This is a genomic window from Candidatus Hydrogenedentota bacterium, assembly GCA_035416745.1.
Classification (GTDB): Bacteria; Hydrogenedentota; Hydrogenedentia; order Hydrogenedentales; family SLHB01; genus UBA2224.
Window position 1 is genome coordinate 22,308 of the sequence record DAOLNV010000008.1, and the last position, 24,628, is coordinate 46,935.

Below are 24,628 nucleotides of genomic sequence, written 5' to 3' on the forward strand. Positions count from 1 at the left end.
ACCAGATGCTGAAAAGGACGTGGGAACTGTCAAGGAAACGGAGGGGAATGCCGTGAAAGTACAGGATTTCGCCTATCAGGTCGCCATGCGCACCATCGAATTACTCGAAGAAACCCAGCACTACAAAATCCCCGATAACCTCCGCAAAGAAGTGGGACACAAGATCCTCGGCGAGATCGATACGATCATCAAGAAGGCGAGTTAGGCGCGGCGGGCGGGACTGGAAGGAATCTGATTGCGGCTCAATGAACCTGCTACAACAGAAGCGAAACCGATCAATCGAAAGAGAATCCCATGGGAAACGATTCAGAAACATCGCTCGGAGATGTCCTGCGGCGGGAAGCGGTGTATCAACTCGCCGACGTGTACCTGCCGCGGATGAAGAAATGCCTGTCTACCCTTTCCGAAGAGGAGATCTGGCACCGGCCCAACGAGAACACGGTGAGCGTGGGTAACTTGACACTCCACCTTTGCGGCAATGTGCGCCAATGGGTTGTTTCCGGGCTGGGCAACGAGCCGGATATTCGCAAACGCTCGGAGGAGTTTTCCGAACAGGGGCCCATTCCCGCGGAAGCCCTTTTGGAACGGCTGGAGCAAACGATAGCGGACGCGCGGAGGGTCATCGAGGGGCTGTCAGAGGCCGAACTTGTGCGGCCTCGGAAAGTGCAGGATTTCGAGGTGAATGGGGTCGGCGTATTGCTTCACGTGGTGGAGCATTTCTCGTACCATCTAGGCCAGATCACCTATTTCGTGAAGACCCGGAAGAACATCGATACGGGGTACTATGCCGGCGTGGACCTGGAACCGCCGAAGTACTGATTATCTTCCCGTTGCAGCCCATCCTCGCCTCGCGCGCCATGTGGAACACCGCGCAGTTGCCAGAGAGGCCCCGGCCTTGCCCCCGCGTTCGCGGTGGTGTCCTAATCAAAGAGTCGCGACACAAAAATGCGAACCATGTCTTGTCAAAGGTAGTTTTGTGTACTATACTGGTTTTTCTTTTTGTTTTCGGGACAAAACACCCGTAAACAGGGGTTCTCTATGAGGCATCGGGTCAGTCTTGTGGTAGACATGGAAGGCATGAGCCGTCCCGCGTTCGATATTGCCCGGGAACTATCGCAGAACAGCCGATCCGGTCTTACCACCCGGTTCCTGGCCAAAAAACTGGACCTTCCGCTGGAGGAGATCGAGTACCTGGTGGATGTCCACGACAGGGTTTTCTTCACGGACCTCACGAAGGTGAAGCTGGTTACCGAAGCCCCGGAAGCCATCAAACGGGTGATCGCTGCGCTCGAGAATCATGGCGATGCGCCGGCGCTGTTTCAGAGCATCAGAGCCATGGATGCCCACGGGTTCCGGCGTCTCGAGGAACAAATCGGCATCGAGAAGCCCGGGGGGAAGAAGAGCGCGGGAGAACAATTGATCGAGCGTCATTACCGCCATCCCGATTCCATCGTGGAATATGTGGCCACCCGCGGTTTCTCGCCCGTTGCGCGCGCGTTGTTCGACATCGTCTGGCAGTCGGAAACCGGCATTATGCCCGTTGCGCAGCTTCGGATGATTCATGGCGGCTCGGAGTATGACATCGAACAAGGTCTCTGGGAGTTGTTTCGTGGATTTGCGCTATTCGAACTGTTCCGATTCGACGCCGAGGACCGCCTGCTCCGCGTCGTCAGTCTGTTGCAGGAGTTGCGCCAATGGCGCGTTGAGGCCGAGACGCGCCGCACCACCATTGGACGGTTAAAGCCGGTCAAGGGCACGGTCGAGTCCGTGGATGCCCGCGGGGTATCGCTCAGCGACTGTGTTTCGTGCCTTGTCGCCGCCATAGCCGCGAAATCCGCCCGTTTGCGGAGCGATGGCGATCTTTTCCGGGAGGATCGCCGCAGGCTTTCCGAAATCGTGTCTGAAGAGGGCGAACCGTCTCTGGATATCTGCATTTGGGCCGCGCAGGGGGTCGGATGGCTTGCGCGCGTCGATAATGAACTGCGCGCAAACGACGTGGAAAAACTGGTGGCCACGGAACGCATTGAGCGTCATCTGCGCCTTTGCGACTGGCTGCTTACGCGCAGCAACGAAGGCGTTTCCCGCCGGGCCATGGTGCCGTTGCTCGACGAACTCACCGTGGGGGCGTGGTATTCGGTGATGGGTTTTATCGACTATGCGTTGCAGCGGAACGAAGACAACGACGAGCCGGTGCTTCGTTCCGCGGGGGGGCATTGGCATTATGTGGCGCCGAGCGCCTCGATGGCCTCGCGGCGGGGATTGGCGCGTTCACTCGAAGAGGTCATGCCTTGGCTCGGGCTTGTGGACAGGGCGGAGTGTGAAGGCGAAAGCGTGTTTCGGGTAACCGAGCTCGGGGCCGCAGTTCTGCGCGGGGCCGAGGCAGAGTGCGTCAAGCGTCTCTTCCCCTCTCGCAAGTCAGAACTTGTGGTTCAGCCGAATTTCGACATTGTGGTCGACATGAACGCGGCCGATCCCTTGATCACGGTGCCTCTTGACCAGTTCTGCGAGCGCGTGAGTGCCAGCCAGGTTGCGGTCTACCACCTGACTAAAGAGACCTTCACCCGCGCTGTTCAGCAGGGGCGGAGCAGCGGCGCATTCATCGAATTTCTCCTGGCGCACAACAAAGGGGCAACCTTGCCCCGAAACGTGCTGACCACCCTTGAAGGCTGGCGCGGAGGCATGAAACGCGTGCGGCTGCGCACCGTTCAGATCCTCGAGGCTGAAGATCCGCTGGTGATGGCCGATGTGCGCCACAGAAAACGGGTCGCGAAACACGTGGACACTATCGAGGCCGACCGCATGGTGATCTTGAAGAAGACCCGAAAGAGCGAATTGAAGAAGTTGCTCGAAAGAGAAGGGTTCGTAGTCGAATAGGGCGTCCGGCGCGTTCAGGAACCCGGCTTTCAGGGATAGAATTGCGGCGGGCATGCCCTCTCCGGAGAAGCATGCCCGCCATCTTCAACCTGCGGTGGGCCGCAAGATCTACTCGGAGACAAAGCTTGCCGCCGCGGGCAAAGCCTTGGCTTTAACGTTCTCAGCGGTCGTATCCGCGATATAGACCAATCCCTGGGCCTCTTCTTCGCTCGCGATGGCGAGCAGATGGCATGTCACAAGCAATCCGCTCTCGATATTTCGGCCGACCGAACCGTCAACCGTGATGTGCAGCCGTCCGGGCGCGGACAGAGTCGCGGTTACCCTCTTGTTCGCCTGATTGGCCGAATCTTCAGCCGTGGCAAACAAATTGTTCACGGCCTTGGGGGTGAACACAGTAGGATCGAAGCGCAGGTCGAACGCGACCGTGCTCACCTGTCCGCCGCTCAGATCGACCATCCACACCGGTATGTCAACCTGCTTGCTGGATGCAACCGCCTTCTCCGGCGTCATGGTCAGATGGACTTGGGGCCGGAAGTACGTGAAGCTCTTCTTCAGGGTGGACTTGCCGGCGGGGCTCTCCACCGTCACATCGGTTTTTCCGCTACCGGGCGGTGTTACCGCAAACACGGCGCTGCCGGTGGCATCAACCCAGACGTAAGGGGATTCCACTTGTCCGAACAGGACGCGCGAGACGTCGGCAAGGTTGGCGCCCGTGATCTGCACGACGGTTCCGCCGGTCTCGGCGCCGGTCTTCGGCTCCAGCGCGGCAATTACCGGCTCTCCCGCGCCCGTGGATTGTTCGGCAGTTAGAAGTCCGTCGTTCAATTCAACGGTGTCGAACTTGAGTCGCGTTGCCGCGCCTGGGGTGACAGTTGGTTTGGCGCGGAAGGTCAGAATAGCCAGAGTTCCCTGCCCGGAGAGCGCATCGGTGTTTGCTCCCGCCACCATTATCTTGCCCGTAAGAGGATTCACGATGGGATCAAGCCATTCGCCGGTGAGGGACCCGCTCTGGATACTCAGATATTCAAGTGCGCGCGAGTCGTAGAGCAACTCGAAGTAATACCCGCGCACCAGATTGGCTGAGTCAATACTCACGGGCACTTGGTAGACAGCCTCCGGGTCCAGCTTGAGTTTGCCGGGAATGCTGAGCAGGCGCTTGGCCGAGGAGCGGTCTCCATACTCCTGAGATACAGCCTCCTTTGCCTGTGTTTTTGCGCCGGTCAGTTCAGGGCCGATGCCGTCACCGTCGATATCGGCCGGGAACGAGCTGATCGCTCCTTCGCTGAAGCGCATAATGAGCGACGCATCCACCGTACCCACAAAACTCGGTTCGTCGCCGCTGACGTCGCCCGCCGCATAAAACACGGTGTCTTCCCCGGAATCAGCGGATTTCGGGTTAGGCTTGTTGATGCTGGCGCGGCCTTTGAGGATGGCTGTGGAGTCCGCGTTGTCTACGACGCCGTCGCCGTTAACATCGCCCCAAAGATAGGTGTCGTTGTTGACGGTGAATAGCCCGTCTTGAGTGGTAGCCTGAGCCGCCCCGTTGTTCATCTGCACGTTGGAGAAGGCCAACGGCGAGGTCTTGCCATTCTGTATGTTCTTCTTTACGGTGACGTAGACGATGGCTACAGACCCCGAGCCAGAGTTGAGTTCGGCGCCCGATGCGGAGAACGAGGCCGAGCCGGCTCCGACATTGGCCACCGGGTCACCCCATCCGCCGGCAATGGTGCCCGCTGCGACCCTGACGATCTGGAGCACGGTTGTATCGACCGACACGGTGAGATTGTAGGCGGTGAGGCCCTGGGCATCCGCGATGTTTACCGGGCAGGGCAACGTATATCCCGCCCGCCCCTTCAGATCGGTGGGAATTGACAACGCGTATGTCCTCGCGACGCCCTCGACCGTAACGGTGCGCGTCACTTCGGGAGCGGCGTTGCCGGCAGTGTCGGAGACATTGTAGCGCAAGGTATATGTGCCGCTCTTCGCGGTGTCTACGCTGCCTGACACGGCGATCCGGCTAGTCAGATCGCCTTCCAGTGCGTCTGTAGCCGATGCGCCGGGATCGTTGTATGTTTCACCCGTCTGAATGGTGATCTCGCTGGCGCCGTTCAGGGTAAGGACGGGCGGGGTGCCGTCGACACGGGTATGTGTCAAGCCGATTCCCGATGGCTCCGGGCTGAGATTGCCCGCATTGTCCTCCAAGCGTACCGCGAAATAGTAACTGCCCTCAACGCCGAAGGGGTTAAAGCTTAGAGTTCCAGACCCTGCCGAAAGGGTTTGTCCGGTCCGGGCCCATCCGGCATCATTGGCACGCACCCATAGGGCAACGGTTTTCAGGCCGCTGATGGTGTCGCTCATGCCGCTGTAACTAACGGAGACGCCTGTTGGGGGCGCGTACGAGGGTGATTGGGCTGTTCCAATCGCCGGGGGGGTGATGTCGTAGATTGTCATGGACGCGTACGGCACCGCTAACTCGGTGGCGCCTGCGGAGAGATTCTTGAGCGCCACCGCGGTTGTTTCGGAGACCGTGGGAAGACCCGACTCATCAAATGCGGATGCCGGAAAACATGCGGCCGCGAGGAGGAGAATCGAACCGATCGCCCTCCAATTAGACACACGATACTCGCCGGTAGCCGGCCAACGATATTGGTTCATTTTGGGAACCCCCATCTGCCCGCGTTTACGCCCAAGGCAATGAGCGCTATTGCTATCAAACATATCACGAATTGACACCCAACACGCTGAGAACTGTCATCTGCACGTCAATAGCGTCCACCTTTCCCACTGCATTTACATCTGGCGGGACCGGCGTCTGTATTCCGAGTGCGCCATTGATCACGAGCTGCAGGTCTGTCGCATCGACGATTCCGTCTTGATTCACGTCGCAGGGAATCCCGCTTTGGGGAAAAGAACTCGCGGAAGCGGCGTCGGTGCCGCGGGCCGTCTCAATGACGTCCCAGTAGCCATCAGCGTCAGAATCATACTGATAGGGGTCGAGTCCCAGCTCGAATTTCTCGAGATTCGTCAGGCCGTCGCCGTTTGCATCTTCCTGGGCGTCATCCCCATCGCGGGGGTTCAGGCCGTTCCACACCTCCCACCCGTCCGGCATTCCATCATTGTCGCTGTCGAAATCAAGGGGATTCGTACCCAGCGCGATTTCAACCTCGTCTGAGAGGCCGTCACCGTCGGTGTCGTTGTACGTCGCAGCGGCTACCACGACCAGAATTGCGTCACCGGCGCTGGTCGGATTCGCCAATGCGGGCACGATGGCAACCGTACTCGCCAATGTCATGGCAAGGGTGATTCGGGCACAGACCGATAGAGGCGCCATATTGTCCATTCCAAGGTCTCCCTGTTTGTGGAAGGCTCGTGTTGCGTCGTAAGACCTTCAACGCAAAGCGGGTGCCAAGGAAGGGGCAGTGCGCTCCCAGCTGGATGGATGGCGCTAAATCATTGCTTTCCAATAAGTTACATGGGCCGGACGGCTTGACCCGAAGAACTTGTACATGCCGCGGGAGGTGACGGGTCCTTGTCGTAATGACGATGGCTTGTCAAGATGACGCCAGGCGGCGGCGGGCCGTGCCGGCCTTCGCAGGCCCCGTGTTCCGGGGGGAGGAGTGGGGCATTACTGGGCCCATTCAGGGGGAGAGGACGACGGCAGCGAACGGGCGTCCCCCGTTCGCTGCCGTCACCAACAGTGAGATGTCTCTACCTACAGCACAGAAAGCGTGATACCGAATGTCAAACGCCGCTCTTTAGACCAAGACGAACCGGCGCACCGCCAAGCCCGCGATTCCCAAGGCAATCAACACCATCGTGGCAGGCTCGGGAACAATCTGCTCGAAGCGCAGTTCCACGATCAGGTCATTGTAGTCCGCGTCGTATGAACTCGAGGGGTTATTATATCCGCCGGGCAGGGGCAGGTCTTCCCATGCCAGCAGAAGGACGTTTGGGTCAGCCGCGACTGTGTAGGCGACCATGTGGTCTTCGATCCACCCCGGAACCTCGCCTATCTGCCAATTGAGAGCTTGCTCCGAATGCCATATGGCGCCCCGGCCGGCTGGGTCCAGGTAGAACCCAAACAACTGATTAACGTCAAGGGTAGTGAGGGTGGCATCGTAGCCGAGTCCCGAGACATCCCCGATTTGCGTGACTGAGAACAGGGGGTTATAGTTCACGGGTGCCCCGGCGGGGGTGTAGTAGCCGAATTCCGATACTATCGACGCGTACCTGGCCTGTGCCTCGATAAGCCAGCTCTCTCCGATCGGAATCAGGAAGGTCTGCAAATCGACGACGCGCATGACATCCAAGTTCGCATTGCTTGTGTAAACAGTACCGTAAAGGTTGTTGTAGACTTGCCACACGCTGAGTTCGGCGGCGTGCGGCGTCTCGTTCGGAATGTAAATGGCCATAGCCGGCGCAGAAATCAAAGCCATCCCCAGAATCCCTAAAATCGTTGCGTACCTCATCTCACTGTCTCCTTTCGGCGCGTTGATGTGAACACGTCACATGTTTTCTCGATGCGTATTGCCTCTGCTTCACAACGGCTTCACATACTTCAAATCGACTCGACCGCTATGAGTCCTTTCCGAGTGCCCATCTGCAATGAGCAGATTCCGTGCCAATCTTGGGTCATCTCGATTAAGTTGTTTGTTCATAATCATTTATAATGGCTTCAGCGTCTGGGCAGACCCTTGTGAAATCTAACGATCTGATCAAACATTGTTCATCGCCGCGATACATTTTTCTATACTGAGGCGCGTGTTTGGGGTTGGACTCGCGGTTCATTCGAATTTCAAAACCCGAAGCTGCGGTTTTGCGGTGCGTCCGCGAGCTGGGACCTGAGACATCAGATTCGCACAAAGACCGAAGCCCAGCCCAATGAGGATTTTCCCGGTTTTCCGCGCGAACGCAGCAGGTTTTGCATCTGAAGGGAAGAACTCCGCTCGCAGGTACTCTCCGCTGCTTGTCAAGAGAACAAGAGGTATACTTAGTGCACCGCTTCCACGTGTCCCGCGCCGGTACCTGGCGTTTCATGCTGTCGTTGAAATGTTCTGTCCGCATGATGTTCAGAGGAGGCCCTTCCGCGCCGCATTGAGCTCAGAAGAGCCGCGTGCGAAACGCCCCATACGCATATCCCAGCTTCGTGAGGCGTTTACGATGCTCCCCAGCAGCTCACCCATGTTTGTTTTCCAATCCGCGGACGTACCATCCAGCCTTGTTTGGTGGGATGCGGTGCTTCCTTCCCTACCGGTGGACTCAGGGGCCCCTGCACGGCTTGTTTACTCCGGAAACCCGCAACCGCGCCCAAATTATTCTTGACAATATAAAAAACACTGTTGTGGGCCGCCGTATTCCACCATCTGCGGCTCACGCATCCGTGGGTGTAGGCACTGGGTTAAAGGGCATGGACCTGGGCCAGAAATCCTTGAAATCGGCGCGGGGTGAACGGAGTTCGCGCAGTACTCTGGCTAACGAGGACGGTTCAGATTGTATTTTTCAATCCGTCTGCGCAGAGTCTGGTAACTGATGCCTAGCTCTTCGGAAACTTTGCGGCGGTTCCATCGGTGCTTTTCGAGGGCTTCCCGAATGCGTTCCGATTCGGATCTTCGGGAAATGGGAGGGATCTTCGGGGCCCGCGGCGCCGGGATTGATTCAGGCACATTCTCATGACCGGATTTGGCGTTGGCCTCTTGGGCTCGAGCGGCCTGCGGCATGGCGCCTTTTCCCAATGCCATCCAGCGTTTCACGGTGCTTTCGAGTTCGCGTACGTTGCCGGGCCATGGTTGGCTGGTCAAACGGGCCAATTCCTCTCCGGAGACGCCCATGCTTGCGTCCAGGCCGAGCCCTCCGTGCTTCTCGATGAAATGGCGCACCAGGAGGGGGATATCCTCCGGGCGTGAGGAAAGCGGCGGGACCCAGATGCACACCTCATTCAGCCGAAAATAGAGGTCGTGGCGAAAGGTCCCCTCTTTCGTTTTCGCCTCGAGGTCTGCATTCGTGGCGGCAATGATTTGGACATCTACACGGATATGCTTTCTTCCGCCGAGTTTGGTGAACTCCTTGTGTTCGATGACCTGGAGGAGCTTGGCCTGAAGGTTGGGGTACATTTCGCCGATCTCATCGAGGAAGATGATGCCGTTGTTGGCGAGTTCGAACCGGCCCGGTTTAGACGATAGCGCGCCCGTAAACGCGCCCTTTTCATAGCCGAACAATTCGCTTTCGAGCAGTTGTTCGGGCAAGGCCGTGCAATTGACCTTCACAAAAGGCCGATCCCGCCGCTGGGACAGGCGGTGGATTTCCCTCGCCACAAGGTCCTTACCGGTGCCGCTTTCACCCCGGATAAGGCAGTTGAGGTCGGTCCGCGCGACCTGAGTGATGATTGTGCGCAATTCCTGCATTGCCGGGCTTATGCCCACCAGATAGGACGTTTCGGTATCTGCCTTGCCTGACCACGGGCGGTGCAGCATCCGTTGTTCGGCTTCGCTGGCCAGGGCGCGCCGCAGTACCGCGCGAATATCATTAAGGTTGAATGGCTTCGGGATGAAGTCGGCGGCGCCCCGGCGAACACATTCGATAATGGCCTTGGGCTCCGACTCGAGAGATACGCAGATTACCTTGGGTTTTGAAGGGGTGTCCAGGATAGATTCCAGCACATCGGGTGTCAGGCCGGCTTCCGGGAGGATCTCCATGACCACCGCACGCACGGGCACCGCGTAGAGGAAGCCCAGGGCTTCCCCCAATATGCCGAAGATGCGCACGTCGTATCCTGACCGTTTCAGGCCCTTTTCCAGCGCCCACAGCACACCGGGGTCTGTGTCCAGCACAACGACCGTGCCCGGATGGCTTTGGATTTTATCTTCAGATATGGAGGTTGCGGTGCGCTGGTTCACCGAAGCACCTCCCTCCGGCGGGCCAGAAGTGTGACGTTGCGCGGCAAGACAATTCGCAGCCGCACTTCATGTCCCTCGTGCAATTCGAGGCTGAGAGTGCCGCCGCAGCTATGAACGGTTCGTTCTGCGAGCTGCAGCCCGGGATTGCCCATGTCCCTTCCCGATAGAGGAGAGGCGAACACGGCGAGCGTTTGCAGGGGGTGGGAATCGGTAGTTTCGTAAGACATTTCGAAGGCGATGTACTCGGAACCGGCCTGGCGCAGGGCTAACGAGATCTCCGCGCCGGTATCCACCATACGGAGCGCATCCAGAATAAGGTCGAGAAAGGTGCGCGCCAGGGTTGTACCGTTGAGCAAGATGCACTCGCTGTCCGTTTCAAACAGCCGGTGAATGCTGACTCTCCGGTTCTGGATGGCCACGGCGAGCACATCAAGCGCGCGGTCGATGAACTCATCCAGCCGGACGGTTTCCACGGACCCCTCGCGCAGGAGCGAGAGCTTGCGAAACTCCTGTGTCTGCCGGTGCAGTCTTTCCACGTTCTGCTGGATTATGGCGAGGCCCTCGGCGGCTTCAGGGGAGATCACGGTCTCCTGCACGAGGTCGGCCGCGGTTCGGATGGCGGTCAATGGCTGGATGAAATTTCGCGCGACTTCAACTCCGATGTTGCCCAAACTGGCATGATGCGCAACGTGAAGGAGCAACTTGGCCTGCTCCCATTCGAACACAAGAAACCGTGCGCAGGTGTCGAGGAATTCGCGGTCGCCCTGGAGATTGCCAAACCCCGCGTCGGTATAAAAGCCGACAATGTACCGCATGGTGCTTTGTTGCTGTTGTGAAAACACAAAAGGCCGGAGGGCCATTTTCCCCATGTCGGTATTGCGCTCCAGCCACGTCTGAAGAAGGGTCGCCGGTTCCGCTTCCAGAAGGAGCATCCCCGTTTCCTCGAGGTCGAGTTCGCCATTGGTGCCGATGAATTCTGTTTCTTCCTGCGCGTTCCGGAACGTGCCGACCAGGCGCTCGGCGGTGATGTCGCAGACGACGACGGCGCGCAAGGGTATATGCTCTCCCAATTCGGCGAAGAGCCCTCGAAGCAACGCTTCCTCGCTGAAATAGCCGGAAGCGAAGCGGCTCAGGCGCAAGAGCGCCTGGAGGCGGGTGCTGCTGCGCTCACACGCCGAAGCATATTGCCGGATATCCTCCGTTGCCTCGTCCACGCGGGCCCGCAGTTGTTCGCGTTCTTCCAGCAGCAGTTCAAACAACTCGCCGCGCTCGCGTATGACTGTATGATGGGAAAGCGCCCGGGTCAAGGCGGCTTTGAGAGTCGCGGCATTGATGGGTTTGACCAGATAATCGAAGGCCCCTTCGCGCATGGTGTCAATGACGGTCTCTGGCTGGCGGGCGCCTGTCAATACAATCGGGACCACGCAGGGATCTGCTTTCGCGAATTCACTAATGAGCGAGAGACCGTTGCCGTCCGGAAGGCCGAGGTCAATGAGTGCGCAGGTAAAGAGGTCTTTTTGAAACAGCGCTCGGCCGTCTGCAATAGATCCCCCCGAAACGCAGCCGTAGTCCCAGTCTTGCAGCACTTCTTCGAGAAAAGCCAGCTGGGTCGGTTCATCCTCAATGACGAGAATGGTCGGTTTTTGTGCACTATTCAGCTGCACGTCAGAACCTGGCGCTCCGCGTATTAAGTCGGTCCCCAAGTCGGGATTCTATTCGGGTATGCTACCTGAGCTGGGCGGTCTTGTCAAGAAATGATTTGCGAAAACTGTCGCTCGCGGGGACAAATTGGGCTAAAAGTGGTCAGCCGTGACAATGTTCCTATCATTCCTGTGGATGGCGACAAAGAAGTGCAAGGTATACGATTCCCTTGAAATATGTGATTCTTATGGATTTAGCGGGTAGTTCGCTGATTTTCTGTTCATTGGCACACGATTTGCGTCATAAACCGAGACAGGAGGAGTACTCGCTGTGGAGGACACTACAGAGCTTAAGGCTGCCATCCAGGATTTACAGACCCGTCTCCAGGAAGAGACCCGGATGCGCACGGAACTGGAGAAGCGGTGCCGTGTGATGGAGAAGCTGGCCTACCGAGACCCCGTATCAGGTTTGCGCACGGAAACTTATCTTCATGCGCGGGTGCGCGAGGAGATTGAGCGCGCGATCCGCTACCCTTCCGCGACCACACTGCTGACATTTTGCTCACCTCGAACGGACGCGGAGGCTGTGACGCAGTTAGGCTTGCGGTTGACCAACGATCTCCGTATGACTGACCACGTTTTCAGTTTAAGTGAAGGGGGGCTGGCGGTGCTCCTGGTGGAAACGCCGGAGGAAGGCGCGCACAAAGTGCTTCAGCGCTTGTCGGCGGACTTGGAGCAGTTCCTCGAGAGTTTTGGCTACTCTGTTACGAGCTTTCCCGTGGATGCCAATCTGGCGGAGGATTTCCTGAACCTCGCCATGGAGCGCCATAACAGGGTGGCCCACCAGATGTATTCGAGCAGGGGAGACGATTCCTCCCCGGCAGCGCCGACCCTTCACTGACCCGCTGGCCGGGCGGAAGAAGAGAGGGGTTGTAGCAAAACCCCGGGCAGTGTGCCGCGAATTTCCTCTCCGGCCACATTTCTGCTACGATCTTTCTTGATATCCATATCCATGCCCTGGCAGCGCCTCCGTTGAGGAATATGTTCAGGGAGTGCCTTGTTGGAGAGCCGCAGCGGGGAGAAGGCTTGCCCCGCTCGCCGTACGGTATGTCTTGGAGCACGTGTTGCTTGTGGAGAGTCGTCACTGGATATGAAAGCTGTAAAGTGGTTTGGGCCGCGCGACATGCGCCTGGTTGATATCGACAAACCCGCGCCAAAACCCCATGAAGCTCTGATTCGGATCGAATCAACAGGGGTCTGCGGCTCCGACATGCACTATTTTGCCGAGGGGCGTATTGGGCAGACCGTTATTACCGAACCGCTGATTCTGGGTCACGAATATGCCGGCGTCGTGGAGTCGGTTGGCGCGGAGGCAGACGCCTCGCTGGTGGGCAAACGAGTTGCGGTCGAGCCGGGTATCCCGTGTTTGAACTGCGAATGGTGCCATAGCGGCCACTATAACGTGTGTCCGGACATGGTGTTCCCCGGCGGTCCTCCGTACGACGGGGCTTTGTGCGAATACAAGGCGGTACATGCGCGGTTTTGTTTTCCGGTGCCGGATTCCGTGAGCGCCGCGGAAGCGGCCATGCTCGAGCCGTTGGCAGTGGCCGTGCATGCGGTAGAACTGGCCTGCTTGAAACCCGGTGAAACGGCTGCAATTCTCGGTCTTGGCCCGATAGGCCTGCTCGTAGCGCAGGTGGCCAAAGCTGCAGGGGCGGGCCAGCTTTTCGGGACCGATCTTCTGGATTACCGGGTGGCGGCGGGCGCGAGGTACGGCGTGGACGAAGCCTTTAACGCTTCTTGCAAAGACACTGTAGAGACGATAGTGTCGGCAACGAACGGCCGGGGCGTTGACGTGGCCTTTGACTGCGCCCGGAGTTCGGCCACGCCTTCTCTTGCCTGCCGCATAGTGCGTCCGGCGGGGCGCTGCGTGCTCACGGGCATTTCCGGCGCCGAAGAGGACCCTTTTCCGGTGAACGTGGCGCGGCGCAAAGAGCTTACAGTTCAGTGGTGCCGCCGTTTTTGCTTCGATTACCCCCGGTCAATCGCCTTGCTGACCTTGGGACGGGTGGACGTGGCGTCGCTCGTGACCCATTCCTACCCGTTGGAGCGTTCCAAGGAGGCGTTCGAGCTTGTGCTTAATTGCGCCGACAATGTTCTGAAGGCGTCGATCGATCAATAGCGCGGCGCGAGTCGAAAACCCGGGGCCGCAGCGGAGAGCGATACGGATGAAGAAGAAACTTCTTATTGCCGGGGCTGTCATTGTGGCGTTGCTCGTACTGATTGTGCTTGTTGTAGGGCCATGGCCGGCCTATTCTGCCGGGAACGTGACGCAAGAGGGCTACTACAAACGCAACGTGGAGGCAATCAAGGCTCGTGCCGGCCAGTGCGGGTTAGACGGTGAGCCGGGAGTCCTTCGTGCGGGCTGGGCGAAGCGTCCGATCGCCCCTCCGGTTGGCGTTCCTCTTGCCGGATTTGGGGATCGCAGAGGAAAGCCTTCTACGGGGGTGCACGACGACATTTTCGTCAAGGCGCTGCTGCTCACGGATGGGCGCGACCGGGCGGTATTCGTTTCGGCCGACATGCTGATAATTCCCGAGAACCTGGCGGAAATGGTTCGGGAACGCGTGGCTAATCAGACCGCGAAACCGGCCGATATCATTCTTTTTAACGCCTCGCATAGCCACTCGGGCCCCGGAGGATGGGCGCCGGGTTTCGTGGGCAAGCAGTTTTCAGGCGAATACGACGAAACGGTGCTCGAGTTCCTGGCGCAGCAATTCACCGATGCCATAGTGGAAGCAAGCGGCAACGCTACGGGTGAGGCATCTCTTGGGACCGGCAGTGTCAACGCCGATGGGTACATTCGCAACCGGACGCGTGAAGCGCCGTGTGATACTGAATTGAGTTACATGGTTGTCGAGAAGGATGACGGCTCGCGTTGTTATGTGGTGAGTTATTCGGCTCACGCCACCGTTCTGGGCGGGAGCAATATGGAATTCAGCGGCGATTATCCGGGTTATCTTCAGCGGGCCATCGAGCGCGAGACGGGCGGGTTCGCCATGTTTCTCGGCGGGGCGGTGGGGAGCATGTCGGTGCGCAATCCCGGTAACGAGAGCGGTTTCGAGAAAGCGGCGGCCATTGGCGAAGGGCTTGCGCGGCAGGTGCTCGAAGGGGCCAAAGGCCTGGAACTTGCCAAGAACAGGGAAATCGCGTCGCTCGGAGTGCCTCTCGACTTGCCGTCCCTCCAGTTTCGCATCAGCCCGTCCTGGCGGTTGTCTCCGTTCTTCATTGGTCTCCTCGGTGTCGATTCGGACGGGTGGCTGCAGTGCGTCCGTGTGAGCGATGCGTATTTTGTAGGCATGCCCGCGGATTTCAGCGGGGAGATCAGTATTCGGCTTAAGGAGTGGGCGGCCTCGCAGGGCGTTGACCTGTGGGTTCTCAGTTTCAACGGGGACTACGCGGGGTATATTTCGCCCGATGAGTACTACGCCACGGCGCGGCGGGATGGCGACGAAGCGTATGAGATGTATCTGATGAGTTGGTGCGGCCCCAACCAGGAAGCGTTCTTCACCCATCTTGCCAAGGAAGCGGTGGGAGCGCTGTCGCAACCCGGCGCGGCCGGGCAATAACCTCCTCGTATGGAGTATCCAGCATCGATTCATGGCTACAAGGCCCTGCGGGCAGGCGGTTTCCTGGTGCTCAGCGGGCTGATGCTGGTTTTCCTGGCGGCGTGGCACGAGCAGGTCCTCATTGCAGAACACCCTCTGCGCGCCCTGTTGATCGCCGTGGAAGCTCCGGATGTGCCGGAAGGGGCGTTTCCGGTGTCTGCGCGTCCCGTGGCGGAAAGCAATCTATCCGCGGACATGCGGCAATTGCTCGAACGACTGCGGGCCCAGCCAGGACAAGACGAACTTGTCGAGCTTGCCGGCTTGACCCGCATGGAGCGCGTATTGATGGTGGACGCGTCGTGCGGGCTTTTCGTGCCCGCGTTCGTGTCCGGGCGTCTTCCGGAACCCGGCCAGCCCGAGGTGCTGGCGGGCGCCCTTGCCCGTTTTGATGCGTTCGAGATGGACGGGGTCGAGTTCAAAGTTACCGGGCGCCTGGACCCGTTGATTCCCAGCGTGTTGACGTCCTATTTCTTGCCTGCACACGAGACATTCGGCGCGATGTTTGCCAGCAAGGAGGACGTGACACGAGGCTGGCTGGATGCGCAGGGCCAGGACCGCATCGAGAAATCCGACATTGAAGAGAGTTCCGGCGGCGCTGCGGCGTGTTTCCTGCTGCCGTTCGGACGTCTTCCCGGACGTATCACCACCGAGACGATGCTGGGGTTGATGCTGGTCGCGGCGGGCGGGGCAATGGTCCAGGTATACGTTCTTCGCCAGCTTGCCGGGCGCGCCGGCGGCGTGTTCAGGCCGTTTCTGTCGGAACTGACAACGCGGCCGCGGTTGCTATTTGCCCTGCACCTGGCGCTCTACGGGGCGTTGTTTGCCGCGATGACGGGCGGATACCTGCACCCGCGGATAACGTGGAACGCCGTACGATTTACGCGAGACGTGTTTGCAGAGGGGGAGTTGGGCTACATCGGCCGCGCGTACGAGTCCGGAAACATCTTGATGGCCACTCTGGCGACGCTCAAACAGAATTACGTAATGGGGACATGTTTTTACACGGTATTGCCGTCGTTGATCATTCCATTCGCGGGGGTTTTCAAGAATCTGTTGAGTTTTTCCTTCGTGGGCCTTGTCATGGCGCCTTTGTGGACGGGGACGGCGGCCCAGAACACCTATCACAGCATCACGCTGACGCTTGAACTCGAGGCGTATGTGCTCGCGTCGTTCGCCGTCTGCGTGTTGCCTCTCCGGGTGTTTGAGGGGTTCCAAGGCGGTGCTTGGGCGACCCAATACGTGACGGGATTGCGCGTCATCGCGGGGGCGGTGGTTGTCGTCGGCGTGATGCTTGCCCTGGCAGCGGCATACGAGGCGACTACGCTGATTCTGCTGAACTGAGGATGAGCGAAACACAGACGCAACCGTCAGCTCGAACTGAGCCGTTTCCCGCTCGACGACATGGTTGCGAACCGTCTCGACGACGCCGGAGCTGAGGGGACCCTCGGACAGACGGCAGCGCAGGCGTCTGGCCTGCATCTTTCCAATTGGAGGCCTTGCGGCCGCAAGAGTGAATAATCATCGCGCCAGGGAATCGCCACCATACTGAACGGCCTCCGCGGGCAAGGGGGCGGGCAGGAGCGGTTCATGCGGCGCCGGGGTGCTTTATCTTGATGTCGATGGCGTATTTTTCGAGGAGTGCGGCGCCGGCGCCGTTGGCTATGAGGAGCACGTAGCGGCTGCCTACCTGTTCGCTGCGGACGATAGGGCAGGTGCGGACCGACGGGTGGATGGGCAGAACCCAGCGCCAGTCGTTTTCCATCACGAACAGAAACGCCGGGTTGTCGGATTCAAATACGCTGAGAAACGCGTTGGTTTCGCGGATCAAGGCGTTGCGGAACCGCTCGAGCATTTCGGGGGGGACCTCATCGTCGGCGGCGGTTCTCATGGCGGCCTCGAGGGCCTGCAATTCTTCCGGCGTGACCGTGTTGGCGATTTTGATGGGCACTTCTTCAACGGCGTCGGCAATGCTCTTCTTCATGCGTTTTTGGAGCTCGGCGTTCTCGCGCGGGTCGAGGGGCGGGTCCGTCTCCAGTTCGAGCAGGTCCGTGAGAACGGCAGTGTGAAAATGGTGGGAATAGAAAACGTATTCCTCGCGGGAGAATCCGACGGAATAGAGGTTGAATTGAGCGCCCGATTCGGCCAGAAGGCGGACAGGCTGGCAGAACTGGCGGGCGGATTTGAATTGATTGACCACGGGAAAGACGGCGAGGGCGGCAATGATGGCGAGTCCTGCGAAGTGGGCGGCGATCAGCGTGTGGAGCTGTTTCATGTCGGTGCGTGCCCAACGGCAGAGCGTGACGAGACCGAAAACCGCGGCGCATACGGAGAATGCCAGCAGGCTGGGGGACCACGCTTCGGGGTATTTTGAGAACCTCAATGCTAACGGTCCGGCAGCGGCGAGGAGGAGCGCGACGGCCCAGACCAGGCCGGTTCGCCGGCGCCAGATAGAGTGCTCGCTTTCCATGAGGTCGAGCACGCTGCGGGCGATGAGCACCGCCATTGCAGGGAACAAGGGCAGCAGATACAGGGCGCGTTTCCCGACACTGATGGAGAAGAAGATGAACGCGGGGACGGTCCAGCAGAGCAGGAAACGCATTTCGGCGCTTTCCTTGCGCCGTTTCCAGACGTAGTAGAGGGTCCAGGGCAGGAACAGAGTCCACGGCAGCCAGTCGACGGGGAGGGTTTCGAGATAGTACCAGGGCCATTGGGCCTTACTCACGCCAAGTAAGAACCGGCCGACGGTCTGGTGAAAGAGGTTCGATGCGATGGCTTCCTCGGCGGCCGTGGCGGCTTCGCGTGAGGCCACGATGCGGGCGGGGATAAGCCACAACCCGATCAGAAGCGCCACAGCGAGGATTCCCAGCACCCAATGCGTTTGCTTGCGCGATTCGGGACGTTTCCAATAGAACGAGAAAACGAGCAGCAGGGGGAAGATAACCCCCACGGGCCCCTTGGCATACATTCCCGCGGCGCTGCATGCGTAGAAGACCGCCAGCCAGACCGGGCGCCGCTCGTGATGCCATCGCCAGAACGCGTAGAGACAGCCTGTCATGAACGCGGTCAAGAGCATGTCGATCTGGGCGTGTGTCGCCTGCCACCAGAACCGGTTCGCGGTCATGAGGACCAGGGCGGACCAGAACGCGACCCGGGGTGTGTATAGCCGTGCGGCAAGCAAGTACGTAAGGGCAACGACCACGAGGGCCGACACGACAGAGGGAATGCGCGCTGAAATGGCCGAGACGTCGCCGAACGGTTTTGACACAGCGGCGATGGCCCAGAACAGCAGCGGGGGTTTCTCGAGATAGGGTTCGGCGTTGATCCGGAGTGTAAGACAGTCGCCGGACTCGAGCATCTCGCGTGCGACTTGGGCGTAGCGGGGTTCGTCGGCGGGCCACAGGTCGTGCGTGCCGATGGCCGGGACGAAGACCGCGGCTCCCAGGGTGAGAAGAAACAGCAAATGGGCGTGTTTCGCGTTCAATAGTCCTCTCCGCTGTCCAGAAACGGTTGGATTCAGAGCTTCCTGACGACGATGTTCCGGTACCAGACCTCGCCCCCATGGTCCTGGAGCATGAGCATACCCTGGCGGGGGAGTTCGGCGTATGGCGTGTCAAACTTCCCGAGAGGAACGGTCATCTTCGAGAAATCCGTGTGAACGACTCGCCACCCGTTCATGAAGACGACGACCTCGTCTCCCTGTACGGTGATATCGTATGAATTCCACTCGTTGGCCGGGCGCGACATGTTGAACATGGGAGTTACTACGTCGTAGATAGCGCCCGACCGGTTCTTGGTAGGTTTCTTGCCGTAATCCTCGAGTACCTGGACCTCGAACCCCCGAGCCAGGGGATCGCCGTGTTGGGCGCGCAAGAAGACCCCGCTGTTGGCGTTTCGGGCGACCTTGAACTCGAGATGCAGTTCGAAATCGCCGAAATCCTCGGCGGTGTATCCCACGTAGCGTAAGGGATACACGGTGCGCCCGAAAATGTGGAGGATGCCGTCCTTGATCTCGAAGATGTCCATGTCGTCGGTGACGTTTTTCCATGCGCCGGCTCGTTCTTCGTCGAGGAGATTGACCCAGCCGCCGCCTTGGGGTGGCGGCGTGGGTTGGCCCTCGGGGACGGGGTCCTTGCCCCAGAAGAACCAAAGGGCACATACGAGGAGAGCCATGAGCAGCGCGACGGCGGCGATTTCCACGAGGAGTTTACGTTTCATTGGTTATCCTTGCGCACATGCCAGGTCCCGTATGAGCCGTCCGGCCCCCTTCGGATTACGGCACGGAAGCGGGCAGAGCCGCCAGCCGCGCATTCGCTTGGCGCCGTCCCATTTCCGGCAACAGTATAGGTCAACCGGATGGGGTATAGACAAGCGGCCGCGTACGCCCTTGAAGGCCGGCAACCCCTGCGATATGAATGCCGCCGGTGTGCGTTTGTTGCGGCAAGTGCGCTATTCTTGTTGGCAAGTGTGCCCTGTTCCCGGGCAAGAAAGGACTGTAACCATGCGAAAGGTTATCACGATCCTCATGCTGGCCGTGTTGACAGCTCTGTGGGTGGATACAGTGTACGCGGGTGAGAAAGAGCCGCTGCCGCGTCCCGCAGGAGAGGTAACGTCCGTTCCGAGCGGCGAAGGCTGGGTGGACTTGTTCGACGGGAACAACGCCACGCTATGGAAGGTAGATGCCGAAAACCTGTTCGAGTTCCAAGATGGGCAGATGCACATTTTCGGGCACAAACCGACGCATTACATTCAATACACCGGAGACACCTATGGGGATTTCCAGGTGCATCTCGAGTTCAAGCTGACGGTGAAAGCCAACAGCGGGCTCATGTTCCGCGCCGCTCCCGAGGACCCCGTCTTCAAGGGTATGGAGATCCAGATCATCGATTCGTATGGAGAAGATCCCAACTACTCCAGTTGCGGAGCGTTGTACGACGTAGCGGCGCCCATGTTCAACATGGTGAACAAGACCGGCGAATGGAATTCCCTCGATTTGACGGTGCAGGGCAAGCACATCGTGGCGGTCGTGAACAATTGGAAAGTGCTGGACCTGGATGTTTCGAAGATGACGATGCCGATCGGCAAGTTTCCCACGCCGCTCAACGAGTTGCCTGTGACGGGAAGCCTGTTTCTGCAGGACCACGGAAACGAGGTGTGGTTCCGGAATATGCGCGTGAAGAAGCTGTGATTGCGCGGCGTGAAGTCAGGGGCCGGTGAGTCGGCGAAGCCGCCATGCGGCGTGTCGGGTTGGGCGGGGCTTTGCGCTCGCCGGCGGGGCCCGTCTATGTAGTCATTGGAATCCGGGAGGGGAAGAGATGGCTTCTGAATTCGACAACGCGTTGCTGCGTCTGCTGCTCGATAAGGTGCATGACGGGGTCTATTTCGTGGATACGGAACGCCGCATTCAGTTCTGGAACAAATCGGCGGAGCGCATCACGGGATATGCGGCGGAGGACGTGGGGGGGAAGTGTTGCGCGGACAATATTCTGGTGCACATTGACGAAGAGGGCAACCATCTGTGCAAGGGCATGTGCCCGCTCGCGGCGACGATATCGGACGGCCAAGTGCGGGAAGCACGCGTTTATCTGCATCACAAGAGCGGCCACCGGTTGCCGGTGCAGGTGACCGTTTCGCCCGTTTACGACCCGGAGGGGCGCATTCTGGGCGGACTCGAGACATTCTTCGATGCGACTCCGATGATGGCGGCCCTGGAGGAAACGGAGCGATTGCGGGAAGAGGCGCTGATCTGCCCGCTCACGGCCATTGGCAACCGCCGGTACGCTGAGCGTATGCTGGCCCAGAAACTGGATGAAATGGCGCGCGGCGGGACGTGTCTCGCGGTAGTGATGATAGACATTGACCACTTCAAGAAGGTTAACGACACCTTTGGGCATGATGTAGGCGACGTGGTTCTCAAGATGGTAGCGAGCACCATGAGCGCCGCCATGCGCAGCTACGACTTCCTGGCGCGGTGGGGCGGCGAAGAATTCATCGCCTTGCTCCCTTCTTGCGATGCCGCGAACGCCGTCCGGATCGCTAACCGGCTTCGCCGGCTGGTGGCTCACGCGAGCCACGATCTGAATGGAGACACGATCCGGGCAACGATCTCGGTGGGCGTGTATTTGTGCGGGAAGGGCGATACCCCGGCGTCCGCCGTCAAGCAGGCAGACCGAATGCTGTACGAAAGCAAACAGAACGGGCGCAACCGGGTCACGGTCAGCGGCTGACGTTGCCGTGAACGCAATGGCCGGGCGGGTCAGGTATAGGCTTCAGGCAGGCGTCTCCGTTCCCCTTCGACGTCGTCGAACCACGCGTCCAATTCACGCAGCATGCGCTCGGTGCGGGCGGGTTCCTCGGCGTTTCGGTCTTCGCGCTCAAAGGGGTCCTCGTCGACCTTGAAGAGCTGGGGCAGGGGCGGCGCGGGGATGTTCCGGACAGGTTCGGGCACGCCGGCGAGACCGTCGAACCGGCCATGGTTGTACTTGAGAGCACGGTCGATTTCGCAATCGGCCTGGGTGAGGGTCATTGCCTCGGCGATGCAGGGGCGGACCAGTTTCCAGTTGCCGTCGCGCACGGCGGCGTCGCAGGTTCTTACGGGGGTATAGCGGTTCCATTGCCAGAACCGGCGTGGCATGTCCGGCGCCTTTTCGGCCCGCAAGACCGGCAGTACGTCCACCCCATCGAGGGGCAACGGTCCTGGATGCCGTGCGCCCGCAACATTAAGCAGCGTCGGGAACCAGTCGCAGAAATGCACGAAGGCGTTGCAGCGCACGCGAGCGGGCAGACCGCCGGGCCAGCGCAGGATCATTGGTACGCGAATCCCGCCCTCGTAGACATTGCCTTTGCACCCGTTGAAGCTGCAGTTGTATCGGGTAGTGCATTCCTCGCCGTGACCGCCGAACTCCGGGCCGTTGTCGCTGGTAAACATCAGCAGCGTATTCGTGCTCAGACCGCACCGTTCGAGGGTTTCGACGATATGGGCGACGCCTTTGTCCATGCGGGCATTCATGCCGTAGATGGTGCTGACGGCCCGCGTGAGCCGGCCGGTTTCGGCAAAGGGCGCTTTCTCTTCCTCGGGGACTTGGTGAGGGAAATGGGGGGCATTGAACGTGACCATGAGAAAAAAAGGCCCGGCGTGATGGCGGCGAATAAAGCCGGCGGCTTCCTCTGCCAAGACATCGGTCAGGTAGCGCCCGTCCGCGTCGTGCAAACTGCCGTTGTAGTCCAGGCGCCATTGGTAGTAATCCTGCCATCCGCCCCGGAATCCCGCGAACTCGTCGAACCCCCGGCGGTTGGGGTGGTACCGGGGATCGAGAGCGCCGTTGTGCCACTTCCCGACCAGTCCGGTGGCGTATCCGGCGCGTTTGAGGGCGTCGGCGACGGTGACCTCGCGTAGCGCGAGCCGGTCGCTTCCCCTGCCCTCGAGGGTGTCGATAGCGCCGGTGCGGTGCGGATAGCGGCCGGTCAGGAGCGCGGCCCGCGCCGGGGCGCACACGGCGGAGGCCGAATAGTGCTGGGTGAGGCAGATGCCCTCGCTAACAAGGCGATCGAGGGTGGGCGTGCGGGGTGTGCCATCTCCGAAGACGCCAAAATCCCCGTAGCCCATATCATCGGCTACGATTAACACAATGTTCGGTCGCGTCACGATTCTTCCCCTTATTCGGCGGATAGAAGCGGGATGAACACTACAATGCCAGTTCGCCCTTGAGAAAATCGATGGTGCGGCGCAAACCGTCCAGCAACGAGATTTTGGGTTCCCATCCCAGGACACGGCGCGCTTTGCTGATATCGGGTTTGCGCTGGCGAGGGTCGTCTTCAAACGGTTGGGGGACGCAGACGATCGCGCTCGAACTTCCGGTCAACTCGATGATCATCTCGGCGACCTGCAGCACGGTGTATTCCTCGGGCGTGCCTAGATTCACGGGGCCGGTTTCGTCGGAGAGCAGGAGACGGACGAAGCCGTCGACCAGGTCGGAAACGTAGCAGAAGCTTCGGGTTTGTTGCCCTTCCCCGTATACGGTCAACGGTTCTCCCCGAAGGGCCTGACAGGCGAAGTTGGTAACGATGCGGCCGTCGTCGGGCCGCATGCGGGGCCCGTAGGTGTTGAAGATGCGCACGATCCGGGTATCGAGGCCGCAGGCCCGGTGGTAGGCCATGGTTGCCGCTTCTGCGTACCGTTTGGACTCGTCGTAGACGCTTCGCAGCCCCGTGCAGCTTACGTAGCCCCAGTATTCTTCCCGTTGGGGGTGGTGTTCGGGCGGCGGATCGCCGTAGACCTCGGAGGTGCTTGCAAGAAAGAAACGCGCGCCCTGTGCGTGAGCCAAATCGAGCATGCAATGGGTGCCGAAAGAGCCCGCCCGCAAGGTTTGCAAGGGCAGGGTTTTGAAATCAGGAGGGCTTGCCGGCGATGCCAGGTGCATCACGCAGTCCACGCGTCCGTTGCACGTAAAGGGGAGGGTGACGTCGTGTTCGAGGAAGTGGAACCGCGGGTTGGAATCTAGGTGTCTGATATTCTGGAGGCGGCCGGTGAGAAGATTGTCGACCGCGGTCACTTCCCACCCCTCGTCGAGCAGCCTGTCGCACAGATGGGACCCTATGAACCCCGCTCCGCCGCTTACGATGACGTGTGACATTCCTTTCCTCCCCGTTCTCGCGCTATTATCCCTGTGGCTGGGGTGCTATGCAACGAGCGCGTATTTCTTACAAGACGGCCCCCCGCGCCTGGGAAGGAAGAGCAGTGAAATGCAGGGTTGCGATCCTCTCGGACATTCATTTCGATACGGATGGCCGAGACTCGAGTAAGCGGCAATTCTCGCGAGGGAAGGAGCTGTTTGCGGAGGCCGTTCATTTCGTCAACGAGCGCATCTCGCCTGACGTAGTGCTGGTTCTGGGGGACCTGGTGGATGCCGGAGAAACCGGCGAGGGTTTGCGGTGCTTGCGGGAACTGCGGCCGGAGGCCGACCTCATCGAGGCGCCGGTTCTGGCGATTCCGGGCAATCACGATCCCGGGCCGGAGGCCTTCTACACGGTGTTTGAGCCGCTTCCCCGATGGCTTGATGTCAAGGGAGTGCGGTTCGTGCCGTTCGTGGATCCCGAGGCGCCGGAGTACAATGCGTACCGGCCCGCGGAATCCCTTCGGCGGCTTGAGGAGGCCCGGGCCGGTTTCGACGGGCCGGTAGTATCGGTTCAGCACGTGCCGTTATTTCAGCCGGGCGCGTGCAGTTGTCCGTACAATTACACCAATGCTTTGGAGATTCTGGATATGATGCGGGCGACGGGGGTGGGGTGTGCCATCAGCGGCCACTACCATCCGGGCGTTGAAATCGCGCACGCCGGCGGCATCGTCAGCATTGTTAATCCAGCACTTTGCGAGGAGCCGTTTCGTTTTCTGGAAGTGACGTTGACGTGCGGGGCCGTCGCAGTGCGGGGGCACGCATTGCCGTAGCCGCCGCGGGCCCGCGGGGCGCGACGTTTCTCGCGCAAGCCTCGAGGTCGACTCAACCTTGTGTGCAGCGTGGTCAACTGCTGCGTCATTGCCGGCCGCGGGAGGCGTTGG

At 59.8% G+C, this 24,628-nt stretch carries 19 protein-coding genes; 10 read left to right on the forward strand and 9 right to left on the reverse strand.

Features of this window, described 5'->3' with window-relative positions:
• Positions 1 to 52 precede the first annotated feature (52 nt).
• The 3 genes from PLJ71_04705 (at position 53) to PLJ71_04715 (ending at position 2,874) form a co-directional block, all read left to right on the forward strand.
• Entirely contained in the window at positions 53 to 205 is a 153-nt protein-coding gene (locus PLJ71_04705; protein ID HQM47964.1) for a hypothetical protein, read from the forward strand.
• Between the two features lie 89 nt (positions 206 to 294).
• The gene (locus tag PLJ71_04710; protein HQM47965.1) at positions 295 to 819 is read left to right on the forward strand and encodes a DinB family protein; all 525 of its coding nucleotides are present in this window, start codon (positions 295 to 297) and stop codon (positions 817 to 819) included.
• A 219-nt stretch (positions 820 to 1,038) separates the two neighbouring features.
• Entirely contained in the window at positions 1,039 to 2,874 is a 1,836-nt protein-coding gene (locus tag PLJ71_04715; GenBank protein ID HQM47966.1) for a helicase-associated domain-containing protein, read from the forward strand.
• A 108-nt stretch (positions 2,875 to 2,982) separates the two neighbouring features.
• Here the strand turns inward: PLJ71_04715 and PLJ71_04720 are convergent, their stop codons facing one another.
• The 5 genes from PLJ71_04720 to PLJ71_04740 form a co-directional block, all read right to left on the reverse strand.
• Positions 2,983 to 5,529, reverse strand: coding sequence for a DUF5011 domain-containing protein (locus PLJ71_04720; GenBank protein ID HQM47967.1), 2,547 nt, complete (start codon positions 5,527 to 5,529; stop codon positions 2,983 to 2,985).
• A gap of 64 nt (positions 5,530 to 5,593) precedes the next feature.
• A complete protein-coding gene (locus tag PLJ71_04725; protein HQM47968.1) occupies positions 5,594 to 6,214 on the reverse strand; it encodes a dockerin type I domain-containing protein in 621 nt (206 codons plus the stop codon).
• 415 nt (positions 6,215 to 6,629) lie between these two features.
• Positions 6,630 to 7,343: a PEP-CTERM sorting domain-containing protein gene (locus tag PLJ71_04730; protein ID HQM47969.1), complete on the reverse strand. Its 714-nt coding sequence runs from the start codon at positions 7,341 to 7,343 to the stop codon at positions 6,630 to 6,632.
• Positions 7,344 to 8,345: 1,002 nt separating this feature from the next.
• Positions 8,346 to 9,767, reverse strand: a complete 1,422-nt coding sequence (locus tag PLJ71_04735; protein HQM47970.1) for a sigma-54 dependent transcriptional regulator — start codon at positions 9,765 to 9,767, stop codon at positions 8,346 to 8,348.
• Positions 9,764 to 11,431 (reverse strand): response regulator, encoded by a 1,668-nt coding sequence (locus PLJ71_04740; protein HQM47971.1) that lies wholly within the window; start codon positions 11,429 to 11,431, stop codon positions 9,764 to 9,766. The genes PLJ71_04735 and PLJ71_04740 overlap by 4 nt, the downstream gene beginning before the upstream one ends.
• A gap of 307 nt (positions 11,432 to 11,738) precedes the next feature.
• On the opposite strand from PLJ71_04740, the gene PLJ71_04745 reads away from it, so the two are divergent.
• The 4 genes from PLJ71_04745 (at position 11,739) to PLJ71_04760 (ending at position 16,416) form a co-directional block, all read left to right on the forward strand.
• Positions 11,739 to 12,308, forward strand: a complete 570-nt coding sequence (locus PLJ71_04745; GenBank protein ID HQM47972.1) for a hypothetical protein — start codon at positions 11,739 to 11,741, stop codon at positions 12,306 to 12,308.
• Between the two features lie 249 nt (positions 12,309 to 12,557).
• Entirely contained in the window at positions 12,558 to 13,589 is a 1,032-nt protein-coding gene (locus tag PLJ71_04750) for an NAD(P)-dependent alcohol dehydrogenase (protein HQM47973.1), read from the forward strand.
• A gap of 46 nt (positions 13,590 to 13,635) precedes the next feature.
• The gene (locus PLJ71_04755; GenBank protein ID HQM47974.1) at positions 13,636 to 15,036 is read left to right on the forward strand and encodes a neutral/alkaline non-lysosomal ceramidase N-terminal domain-containing protein; all 1,401 of its coding nucleotides are present in this window, start codon (positions 13,636 to 13,638) and stop codon (positions 15,034 to 15,036) included.
• Positions 15,037 to 15,045: 9 nt separating this feature from the next.
• Positions 15,046 to 16,416, forward strand: a complete 1,371-nt coding sequence (locus PLJ71_04760; GenBank protein HQM47975.1) for a hypothetical protein — start codon at positions 15,046 to 15,048, stop codon at positions 16,414 to 16,416.
• 244 nt (positions 16,417 to 16,660) lie between these two features.
• On the opposite strand, the gene PLJ71_04765 is transcribed toward PLJ71_04760, so the two are convergent.
• The gene (locus PLJ71_04765) at positions 16,661 to 18,556 is read right to left on the reverse strand and encodes a glycosyltransferase family 39 protein (protein HQM47976.1); all 1,896 of its coding nucleotides are present in this window, start codon (positions 18,554 to 18,556) and stop codon (positions 16,661 to 16,663) included.
• A gap of 32 nt (positions 18,557 to 18,588) precedes the next feature.
• Positions 18,589 to 19,290: a DUF1080 domain-containing protein gene (locus PLJ71_04770; protein HQM47977.1), complete on the reverse strand. Its 702-nt coding sequence runs from the start codon at positions 19,288 to 19,290 to the stop codon at positions 18,589 to 18,591.
• Between the two features lie 283 nt (positions 19,291 to 19,573).
• Here PLJ71_04770 and PLJ71_04775 point away from each other — a divergent pair, with 283 nt between their 5' ends.
• Entirely contained in the window at positions 19,574 to 20,260 is a 687-nt protein-coding gene (locus tag PLJ71_04775; GenBank protein ID HQM47978.1) for a DUF1080 domain-containing protein, read from the forward strand.
• Between the two features lie 127 nt (positions 20,261 to 20,387).
• Complete coding sequence (locus PLJ71_04780; GenBank protein HQM47979.1) at positions 20,388 to 21,299, forward strand: sensor domain-containing diguanylate cyclase; 912 nt, start codon at positions 20,388 to 20,390, stop codon at positions 21,297 to 21,299.
• 29 nt (positions 21,300 to 21,328) lie between these two features.
• On the opposite strand, the gene PLJ71_04785 is transcribed toward PLJ71_04780, so the two are convergent.
• Both PLJ71_04785 and PLJ71_04790 read right to left on the reverse strand, forming a co-directional pair.
• On the reverse strand, positions 21,329 to 22,717 hold the full coding sequence (locus PLJ71_04785) for a sulfatase-like hydrolase/transferase (protein HQM47980.1): 1,389 nt from the start codon (positions 22,715 to 22,717) through the stop codon (positions 21,329 to 21,331).
• Positions 22,718 to 22,757: 40 nt separating this feature from the next.
• Positions 22,758 to 23,705: an SDR family oxidoreductase gene (locus tag PLJ71_04790; protein ID HQM47981.1), complete on the reverse strand. Its 948-nt coding sequence runs from the start codon at positions 23,703 to 23,705 to the stop codon at positions 22,758 to 22,760.
• 104 nt (positions 23,706 to 23,809) lie between these two features.
• On the opposite strand from PLJ71_04790, the gene PLJ71_04795 reads away from it, so the two are divergent.
• Positions 23,810 to 24,517: a metallophosphoesterase gene (locus PLJ71_04795; protein HQM47982.1), complete on the forward strand. Its 708-nt coding sequence runs from the start codon at positions 23,810 to 23,812 to the stop codon at positions 24,515 to 24,517.
• Positions 24,518 to 24,628 lie beyond the last annotated feature (111 nt).